We start from the raw sequence: 9,359 nt of genomic DNA on the forward strand, positions 1-9,359 counted from the left end.
TTAGGTTGTATGTTGACCACAGAGCCACAGGAGGGCGCACAAGATGGAGAATAAACAGAAGTCACAGCGTCAGGCTGGCAAGTCGAGCATGAGTGACTTAGTTGCTGCGCCACTGTTCGCTATTGTGATGATAGGGGTGGTAGAGATTGCATCATGCCAGCAAGTGCAAGCAGTCACTAATTATCTTGCCAGTGATACCAACAGTCGTTATGATGTTCGCACAACAAAACATTCAGCGGCAAAGCCAAGTCGTCAATCTTTGGCTATTTTTGTGCCTAAAACTTACCTGATTAACAACCAGCAAGTTACCACGGGCACAGATAAAAACGTAACAAGTATTAATCGTTATACCTATGGCGCTGGACACAGTGACGTAAGTTATGACGGGACGAGTGAACCTAATAAAACACCCCTTTGGGGAAATAAGTTCCGCCGCCTGAATGCGGTTGTTGTAGTCCTGTTTATACCCTTTTTTAAGAACCACCCCACACAAACAAATCATTCAGGAGGCTACCATGCCTAAGTCAATCCGTACCAACTCAAACACTCAAAACACCCCTACACTAGCCACATTTAAAGCTGGTGACAGTGTTCTATGCCCATCGTTAAGCTTTACTTCGTTTGTACTGACAGCCGACCCACGCGGCAAGCGTGACCTATTGGCACTTACTCATGATGGCAGTTACTTCTACTACGATGATAAAGGTTACTTTGTGCCGTCATGCGACAAGGCAACAGGTGACTATCAGCCGTCGCTATTCCAAGATACCGAAGCCAATCGACATGCAGTTGCAACACTGTATAACGGAAGATTCACTACCCCAATCAACCAGCGCAAGACGATAGATATTACTGATGCTGATGATAACGTCGTCGTCACTATGTCGTCGCATGATTTAAATCACATTGCTGGTGATATCTGTGGTGCAGCCAATGCCTTACATGATATCGGTCATCTACTAGGGCTTATCCACTATGAAAAGATAGGAGGGGAAGCCGTTAAGTCTATGGCACGTTTAGCGCACGACTCTGCTAATACTTGGGAGGAGATATTGCGCGTTCAGATAGATATTATCGACAAGCCCTTAGCAATGACTGGTTATAGCAAGGTAGGTGAGCAATGAAAAATGATAATAAAAAAGCCCCTGATGTTAAAAACATAGGGACTATTACTACCGAAGAAATGCCAAGCCGCGCAGGTCTGTGCATCGTGTCTAGTATAACAACTTTAACCAAACAGCGATATATAAACGACGCTGGCAAGCTCGATATGATAACAGCCGCGCACATGACGCAAGGGACTGCGCTTAACCAATCAGTCAGCACGGCCTATGAACTTGCGAACCTCATCGACAGCTTGAACCACAACCAAGCAATCACATGGGGACAGCATGAGGGAGCAGACGCGCAAGTTAATATTCTTAGTGAGCGTAAATATAAGCAGCAAGGCGAACCTAACAACACATTGACGCGAACAAACAAGCACTTCTCATGGGGCGCTGGTGGCGCTGTGCTGATGCTCGATTGCGACGACAAGCGCATGACGCAAGATAAGTTTATTAAGACCATCAACGATATTATTCCACTGGATAGTATCGCGCACGTATGGCGACCCAGCGCCAGCAGCTACATTTACAACGGCCATGAGCAACTAAGCGGCCTAACGGGTCAGCGTCTTTATATCTTCATCAAAGATGCCAGCGACATACCGCGAGCTGGCAAGAACTTGTTTGACAGACTTTGGTTAAATGGTCAGGGGTACTATGAAATCAGTAAGGCAGGTTCGTACCTTGAACGCGCTCCGATTGACCAAAGCGTCTTTCAAGCCAGCCGCCTAGATTTTGTGTCAGGCTCAGAGTGCAAGCCGCCACTGGAACAGCGCAAAGTTGCAACACAAGCACATGATGGGGCGTATCTTGACAGTAAGGTACTATTGCCTGAATTAAGCGCCAAAGAGCTTGCGGAGCTGGCCGCTATCAAGTCCAAAACTAAAGCGGAATATTCAGAAGAAGCCGAGGGGGTAAGGGCGGAATTTAGCCACCACAAAGCCGTTGATAACCTATCTAAGCAAGGCATTGATAAGCCAACCGACGAACAACTGGAGGCGGCAAAGGACAATGTAATCCGCGCCTTAAACGTTTCAATCTTAACGGGTGAGTATCTAATCCAGCTCGCAAGTGAAGAATGGGTAAGCGTCGGTGAGGTGCTAGACGACCCTAGCAAGTATCACGGCACACTCACAAAAGACCCGTTAGAGCCTTGCTACGATGGTAACAAGACATGCGGTAAACTCTATCTATACGGACAACGGCCAATACTCACAAGCCGCGCTCATGGGGGTACTACTTACAAGCTGGTACGTCAGCCAAGACGCATAGAGCATGTGACAGGACGCACCTTTGACACGACCCAAAGAACCTTAGAGCTGATGCGCGTACTACCTGAATATTATGATATGGGTATGCAAATGGTCAGCGTCAGAAATGGGCGCGTTAAGCCATTCAACGAGGATTTACTGGAGCATGAGCTAGGCGGCATTGCTCAGTATTGGCAGTCAAGAACGACACCCCAGCAAGGCGCTTATGAGAAGCTAATCGACCCACCATCTAAAGTAATTAAGCATATTATTGCTATGCAAGGTGGGCGTGAGTTGAAGCCGCTCAATGCGGTAATCACTGCGCCAGTAATCACAGCCGACGACCACATAGTCAGCAGACAAGGCTATGACAAAAAGACAGGACTGTACTTAGATTGCTCCGAACACAACATGATTGTACCCGAGCAGGTAAGCACGGGCGACGCTGTGGCCGCTTATCACGAGCTGATGAAGCCGTTTAATACATTCGACTTTGCCGACGACTTAAGCCGAAGTGTGGCGCTGTCTGCGGTCATAACGGCATTGCTGCGCCCAAGCCTACCTATTGCGCCAGCCTTTGCCTTTGACGCTCCCAAACAAGGCAGTGGCAAGACTTACTTTTGTGAGTGCATAGGATTGCTGGCAAGTGGTCACACGCCTACCATCACGCCAAGTATCGAAAGAAACGAGGACGAAACTAGAAAAACCTTATTGGCTATGCTGATGCAAGGCCAGCAATTCATTGTTTGGGATAACATCATGGGGGCGTTCAACAGTGGTGTGTTTGCGTCGATGCTAACCTCTAGTGTCTTTGGTGGCCGTCCACTAGGTAAGAGTGAGCTTATAGAGTTACCCAACCGCGCTATGGTTTTGTTGACGGGTAATAATATATCTCTAGTGGGCGAGCTACCTCGACGGGTATTAACGTGCCGATTTGATACGGGTATGGAAAACCCCACGCAAGCAAAGCGCGACCTATCCCCCATTGGTGGCTTGCGACCAGCCGAGTACATTCGCAAGAACCGCTTTAAGCTGGCACTGGCAGCCCTCACATTGGTTCGTGGTTACTTGCAAAGCAATCTTCATAGTGCTGGAGGGGCGGCAAAGCAGCAGTTATCTAGTTATGAGGAATGGGACACAGTGGCGCGTCAGCCCGTCGTATGGATAGCGCAGCATGTTAGCGGCTTGACTGACCCAAAGCTGGCAGTCGATGAAATTATTGGCATTGACCCCGAACATGAGGCGCTTAACGAACTACTGACCAAGATACGACAATGGGAGAACGGGAAGCAATCGTTCACTGCTCGCCAACTCTATGACCATGCAGAAACTAGACTACATATACCTGTAATGGGCGTGATGGACGCTGGATTGCATGAGCTACTAACCGAGATGAATAACGGTAAAAGATTAACAGGTAGGGCTGTGGGGCATGTATTAACCAAACGTCGCGGTAGTGTTGCCAACGGTTGGAAGTTGGAGCGGCTGGAGGGAGATAGTAAAGGCCATAATTACCGTGTCGTCAAAGTCTAATTACTCAATCAGCACAACAAAAGCCACTTACTCGATAAGTGGCTTTATTATGTTTATCCGAAAAAAAGTAGGTACAACGCAAAAAAGGTAGGTATAAGAAAAATAAACCTACCGTTTCAAAAACATATAAGTTATTGATAGCAAACAATATAATGTTATAAAAAGTAGGTTAAGTAGGTTTAGTAGGTTTATTTTTACTCCAAGAGGTTTTGCATATATATATGTCATTCTATGTGACACGCTATAGAGCTGGAATTAACCTACTAAACCTACTTAACCTACCACATTCAGCTACAGCCCTTATAAACAAAGGCGTTCAGTAAAAAATCTAACCTACTTAACCTACCATCGGATTATTTAGGCCATTAATCAGCTCCGATAACCAATTATTGATAGGATAAGGTTCGTCTGCTGGCAAGTCGAAGCCATACAATCCTAGATATAAAATAGCCTATGTGAACTATCTATGACTGCCATTTATCGCTATCACAAACTTAATAACACTATCCAAAATATATAATTTTGCCAGCGTAAGCCTATCCTGCAATCAAACAAAACAAGTAAAAAACGAAGCTGAACCACTTGGATAAGAATTTTAAGTTGTCTTAAGTTGCGTTAGGTTGTCTTAAGTTGTTTGACGGAATAAGTTTATAAAACTTGGTTGTCTTAAGTTGTTTTAGGTTGCGTTAAGTTGTCTTAGGTTGTTTCGTGAGTGATACCATATTTAATCCATACCACTACGTTTAGCGACCCTATTCCTTTGATTGAAATTAAAGATATAAATAAACAAAAAAGGTTTTTAATGTTTTTAATGCTTTTAAGAGCTTTTACGCCCTCTACAGCCCTTACCAGTCATAGCTTACAACCCCCATTCGACTACGTTTATATACTCATTCGACTACGTTTATATACTCATTCAACTACGTTTATATACTCATTCAACTACGTTTATATACTCATTCGACTACGTTTATATACTCATTGTATGTATAAATACAAATAGGTTATATTGGTATCTTTATAAGATATGAACTCGAGAGCTATTATATGAAAGACAAAGAGCTAGTCAGCAAGTCTAATGTTCTTATTGAAGCCAGCTACACACTTAATCTAGTAGCTCAACGCCTTATAGTATTAGCAATAATTAAAGCTAGAAATCAGGGTGAATTATCTAAGGTGGGTAGTTTGCATCGTATAACAGCCATTGAGTATCAAGCTCATTTTGGTTGTGCCTTACCAATGGCTTATGAATCGTTAAAGTCAGCTTGTAAAAGCCTTTACGAAAGTGATTTTGTTTGGATAGGTGAAGATGAAGACGGTGACCCACAAGAGATTAGTTCAAGGTTTGTTCAGCGAGCAGCATACAACGAAGGCAAGGGGTATGTTGAAGTTATGTTTGGTAACGATATTATCCCTTTGATTACTAGGCTTAGTAGAGAATATACCGAATATGAGCTTATACAGATTAGAAACCTAAACAGTGTTTATGCTTTACGTGTTTTTGAAGCGCTAATGCAGTGGCGAATGGTAGGTAAAACACCATTAATTACTATAGGCAACTTAAGAAAGAGGTTAGGCGTAGAAGACCATCAATATAAAACTATGAGTAACTTTAAAACTAGAGTATTAGACCTTGCTGTCAGCCAAATAAACGACCATACCGATATAACAGCCGCCTATGAGCAGCATAAGACTGGACGCAAAGTAACTGGCTTTACCTTCTCATTCAAGCAGAAGCCCAGCACCAAGCCAGCAGCTAAGGAAGCGAAACCAGCGCGAGATACTGACACGCCTGATATGTTTAATGACATGACAGATAGCCAAATAGCCACATTCAGCAGTAAGCTGGCACGACTGCCCGAACTTGGCAACGATGCCCCCATTGGTGGAAGCACTGACGACTACGCCACGCTGATAGCCACCCATCTAGCCGACCCAGTGAAGCAAAAGAAGTATCACCAGCACCTTAATAAGTTAGGTTACAAGCCAACAAAGAGTAAGGCGTAACCCATCGACCGACATTGATATAACGTAGTTTTTAGGGGTTTGGGGTACGCCCCAACGAATAAGGATTTAAAAAATAAGATAGTAGCGTAGTGACTAGATTAAGTTTTTAAGTCGTTACTTCGCCCTTAGTCAGGGGGACTAAAAGCAAAAGCAGCCTAATCATAACTAACATATCAATCACGCCCTTAGTCAGGGGGACTAAAAGCAAAAGCAGCCTAATCATAACTAACATATCAATCACGCCAGCCACCTACGATAATCCTCATAGGTGGCTTTTTTGTGCGCGACCATTAACCCAGCAAGATAAAAGTGCGAATTAGTGCGAGCTGATACCGTGTCGTTTGATGCCAATAATCGCACCATAGGAGCAGCCACAGACGCGCTATAGGCTGGCATGATTGCCAATGGCTCGAATTAAATAAGACCCCTTAAACAGTGAGGACGCACAAAAACGCACTAATAACGCAATGAAAACGCAGCTATAAATTGGCTAGATTTAGACACCTTAACAGTGAGGACGCAATAAAACGCACAAAACATGCAATCAATCACAGCCAATAATGCACACTATTTGCACACTTATTGCACGGCAAACGCTTAAGATATGCGCGACTTTTGCGCGAGTTTGCGCGACCCCAGCAGACTTTTACGCGCGCGCGAGTTATGGTTAATCTCAAGATTGAGCGCATCTCATTAGCATACCCACAAATTGAGATTATCCTCTTTGTCTTTAATCCATCATTGGATTTATCTTTGAGCCAATATTTAGCGCGACTGGCTACCAAATTGGCTACCAACAAATAATAAATAACCTAAAAACGTTATAAATAAAGGGTTATAAAGATTATAAAACGTTCTTGCTCAGAATGATTTTCATGTTATCATGCGTTATCACAAGTAATCACACGCTATCATCGTCTTTTACATGATTGCTCAATATGACCGCTAATCAGGATAATCAGCCATGACGACACACGCCCAAATGGATAAAGCGATTAAGGAAGTCAGCAAGTCAGGCAAGCAGCTATTGCTCCGCATTGATGGAAGCATGGGGCTAGAATTGAGAATTAGACCGCGACCTGCTGGCAAGACACCAACAGCGACATTCAGGCACAGGTACACCAACCCCAGCACTCAAAGCCGACACTACATAACAGTAGGTCAATATCCAGTGATGACGCTCAGAGAAGCCAAGCAAGCACACTTAGATAATCTGCGCGTACTGTCACAAGGTCACGACCCTATCGCCCATCGTGAGCAAGAACTCAAAGCGCAAGAAGTCATTGCTGATAGTGGTTTTGCTGATGTGGCTCAGGCTTGGGTAGCATTGCGAGTAAGCGATAAAGCCGAGAGTACCATTAAGTCGTATAAGCGTGATATTGCGATAGCAACGGCAGAGTTTAAGAACATGCCAGTCAATCAGATAACCTCACGAATGATGACCGAACTATGCGCCAGCGTTCAAGAGAAGCATATCGAAAGAGGAAAACGGTTAAAAAACACATGCGAGCGTATCTTCAAATATGCGTGTAGTTGCGACTTCATGACCACCAACCCAGCAAAAGACATTGAGATACGGACAACGAAAGTAACCCAGCACCAGCCAGCCCTTACTAATCCTATCCAGTTTGGTAATCTGCTACGCGATATTGACGCGCTGGACGATAGCAACGAGAGAACCGCGCTACAGCTACTCGCACTGCTATTTACGCGCAGTGGTGATATGTCTGCTATGAAGTGGTCAGATATTGATTTTGACGCAGCACAATGGACGCTTGCACCGCAAAAAGGACAAGGACGCAGTGACATGGTGGACAGTCTAATAATACCGCTACCTAAGCAAGCAGTCGCAATTTTGAGAGAGCAGCAGCAGCGCACAGGCTCGCATGAGTATGTTTTTTATAGCAGCACTCACAAAGCCCAGCACATAAACAAGCAGAGATTAAGCGCGACACTAAACAAGCTAGATAACGGCTCATGGGCTGGCAAGCATGTTCCTCACGGCTTCCGCGCAAGTGCTATAACGATGATACAAGAGCAGCTAAAGTATGAAAAGTATCTACCTGATATGCAAAGTGGTCACGCTATCAAAGACAATAACGGCACAGCTTATAATCGTGTGAAGTTTGTCGATGAACGAACCAAGATGATGCAAGAATGGGCGGACTATCAAGATGCGCTCAAAGCTGGCAAGACGGTCATACGTGCAGACTTCAAACAGCAAGTCAAGAAGCTAGGCTAGTCTTACGGTTGACAGTCGCAAAGCCATACACAGCAATACACAGCCACCTAAACAGGTGGTTTTTTATTGCCTATTGTAACGACAGATAACAGCAGAGCACCCCTATAAGGTTGGCGATTTTTCTTGCTACTCGATAAATTGATAACTCCAATCAACGCCAATCAACGGCATTACATAAGAGTAATTAATATGACGACATTACAGGTTACAGAAGTCGTGCCAGCTATCGTAGGACTACACCCAAACGGGCAAACGCGCATCAAAGATGCAGCCGATATTATCGGTGTTCACCATCAAACGTTACGTCGCTGGTGGAAGTCAGACAGGTTTATGAAGCCGACCAATATCAACGGTATCTTGCTATTCAAAAATAGCGATTTAATCGCATGGGTTGAACAGCAACATTCAGACAGTGAGGTGAGCCATGAAAAGTAAGCGCAAGAGCAAGGTTGTTATACAAAGGGAAGTCGTTAAGCAGCAGTTACTCACAGGCGCAAAGTTGACGGTATGGGGCTGTATCAGAGCCTACGGCTTTAATACCCTAGCCCAGCGTGTGTATGAACTCAGAGCGTCAGGACTTACCGTCTTAAGCGTGAGAGTACCGAATAGCCGTTACTACGAATATTGGCTCGATGAAACGACAATCAAATCATATAAAAGAGAGATTGCACTATGAGCATAACCGAACCATTGGAAGTATTAGAGCCGCGACTGGTGGCAGTCGATAGTTATACGCTGTGCCATGTGGACGACTACATACAAGATATATCGAATGATTGCGAGCATCTAGCCTATGCGCTGAACACCATCGAAACAGCCGACCCAGCAAGTCAGGGCGTGATTGTGGCGATACGTTCCGCGCTACTGGCACACAGCGAACACGCCAGCAAAATGAGTGCGGACATCATGGGTAATCTAATCACACAAGACGAGGTAGCAATCAATGAGTAATCAAATATCAGTATCAGCCGACCACTTGGAAAGTATCAATGAGCAGATAGTGCTACTCGATATTGATACCAGTCATCTAGCAATGGCATTGCAAGCAGTCACCACAGACAACCCCGTATCAGGTGGCGTTATCAATGCGGTCATAACTGCGCTCAGAGCTGCGTCAAAGTCGCTGGAGGGCATAACCGAGGAATTAGGTTGTATGTTGACCACAGAGCCACAGGAGGGCGCACAAGATGGAGAATAAACAGAAGTCACAGCGTCAGGCTG

8 protein-coding genes are annotated in these 9,359 nt (G+C 44.8%); all 8 read left to right on the plus strand.

Annotation, left to right across the window (positions count from 1 at the left end):
- Nucleotides 1–43 precede the first annotated feature (43 nt).
- The 8 genes from AAEY78_RS11855 to AAEY78_RS11890 all read left to right on the plus strand — a co-directional run bounded on the left by AAEY78_RS11855 (nt 44) and on the right by AAEY78_RS11890 (nt 9,336).
- Complete coding sequence (locus AAEY78_RS11855; protein ID WP_352339550.1) at nt 44–523, plus strand: hypothetical protein; 480 nt, start codon at nt 44–46, stop codon at nt 521–523.
- The gene (locus AAEY78_RS11860; RefSeq protein WP_352339551.1) at nt 516–1,124 is read left to right on the plus strand and encodes a hypothetical protein; all 609 of its coding nucleotides are present in this window, start codon (nt 516–518) and stop codon (nt 1,122–1,124) included. Before AAEY78_RS11855 ends, AAEY78_RS11860 begins: the two co-directional genes overlap by 8 nt.
- The gene (locus AAEY78_RS11865) at nt 1,121–3,889 is read left to right on the plus strand and encodes a hypothetical protein (RefSeq protein WP_352339552.1); all 2,769 of its coding nucleotides are present in this window, start codon (nt 1,121–1,123) and stop codon (nt 3,887–3,889) included. The genes AAEY78_RS11860 and AAEY78_RS11865 overlap by 4 nt, the downstream gene beginning before the upstream one ends.
- Before the next feature lie 1,047 nt (nt 3,890–4,936).
- Entirely contained in the window at nt 4,937–5,896 is a 960-nt protein-coding gene (gene repM / locus AAEY78_RS11870; RefSeq protein ID WP_352339553.1) for a replication initiation protein RepM, read from the plus strand.
- A 964-nt stretch (nt 5,897–6,860) separates the two neighbouring features.
- Nucleotides 6,861–8,138, plus strand: coding sequence for a tyrosine-type recombinase/integrase (locus tag AAEY78_RS11875; protein WP_352339554.1), 1,278 nt, complete (start codon nt 6,861–6,863; stop codon nt 8,136–8,138).
- Nucleotides 8,139–8,327: 189 nt separating this feature from the next.
- Nucleotides 8,328–8,573: a helix-turn-helix transcriptional regulator gene (locus tag AAEY78_RS11880; protein ID WP_352339555.1), complete on the plus strand. Its 246-nt coding sequence runs from the start codon at nt 8,328–8,330 to the stop codon at nt 8,571–8,573.
- 237 nt (nt 8,574–8,810) lie between these two features.
- Nucleotides 8,811–9,089, plus strand: coding sequence for a hypothetical protein (locus AAEY78_RS11885; RefSeq protein ID WP_352339556.1), 279 nt, complete (start codon nt 8,811–8,813; stop codon nt 9,087–9,089).
- Nucleotides 9,082–9,336 (plus strand): hypothetical protein, encoded by a 255-nt coding sequence (locus AAEY78_RS11890; RefSeq protein ID WP_352339557.1) that lies wholly within the window; start codon nt 9,082–9,084, stop codon nt 9,334–9,336. The genes AAEY78_RS11885 and AAEY78_RS11890 overlap by 8 nt, the downstream gene beginning before the upstream one ends.
- Nucleotides 9,337–9,359: the final 23 nt, after the last annotated feature.

The organism is Psychrobacter sp. 16-MNA-CIBAN-0192 (assembly GCF_040309565.1).
Taxonomy (GTDB): Bacteria; Pseudomonadota; Gammaproteobacteria; order Pseudomonadales; family Moraxellaceae; genus Psychrobacter.

What these genes read in the sequence shown, in the direction of transcription:
- AAEY78_RS11855 (WP_352339550.1), top strand. Translation starts at nt 44, where the DNA reads ATGGAGAATAAACAGAAGTCACAGCGTCAGGCTGGCAAGTCGAGCATG.
- AAEY78_RS11860 (WP_352339551.1), top strand. Translation starts at nt 516, where the DNA reads ATGCCTAAGTCAATCCGTACCAACTCAAACACTCAAAACACCCCTACA.
- AAEY78_RS11865 (WP_352339552.1), top strand. Translation starts at nt 1,121, where the DNA reads ATGAAAAATGATAATAAAAAAGCCCCTGATGTTAAAAACATAGGGACT.
- repM (WP_352339553.1), top strand. Translation starts at nt 4,937, where the DNA reads ATGAAAGACAAAGAGCTAGTCAGCAAGTCTAATGTTCTTATTGAAGCC.
- AAEY78_RS11875 (WP_352339554.1), top strand. Translation starts at nt 6,861, where the DNA reads ATGACGACACACGCCCAAATGGATAAAGCGATTAAGGAAGTCAGCAAG.
- AAEY78_RS11880 (WP_352339555.1), top strand. Translation starts at nt 8,328, where the DNA reads ATGACGACATTACAGGTTACAGAAGTCGTGCCAGCTATCGTAGGACTA.
- AAEY78_RS11885 (WP_352339556.1), top strand. Translation starts at nt 8,811, where the DNA reads ATGAGCATAACCGAACCATTGGAAGTATTAGAGCCGCGACTGGTGGCA.
- AAEY78_RS11890 (WP_352339557.1), top strand. Translation starts at nt 9,082, where the DNA reads ATGAGTAATCAAATATCAGTATCAGCCGACCACTTGGAAAGTATCAAT.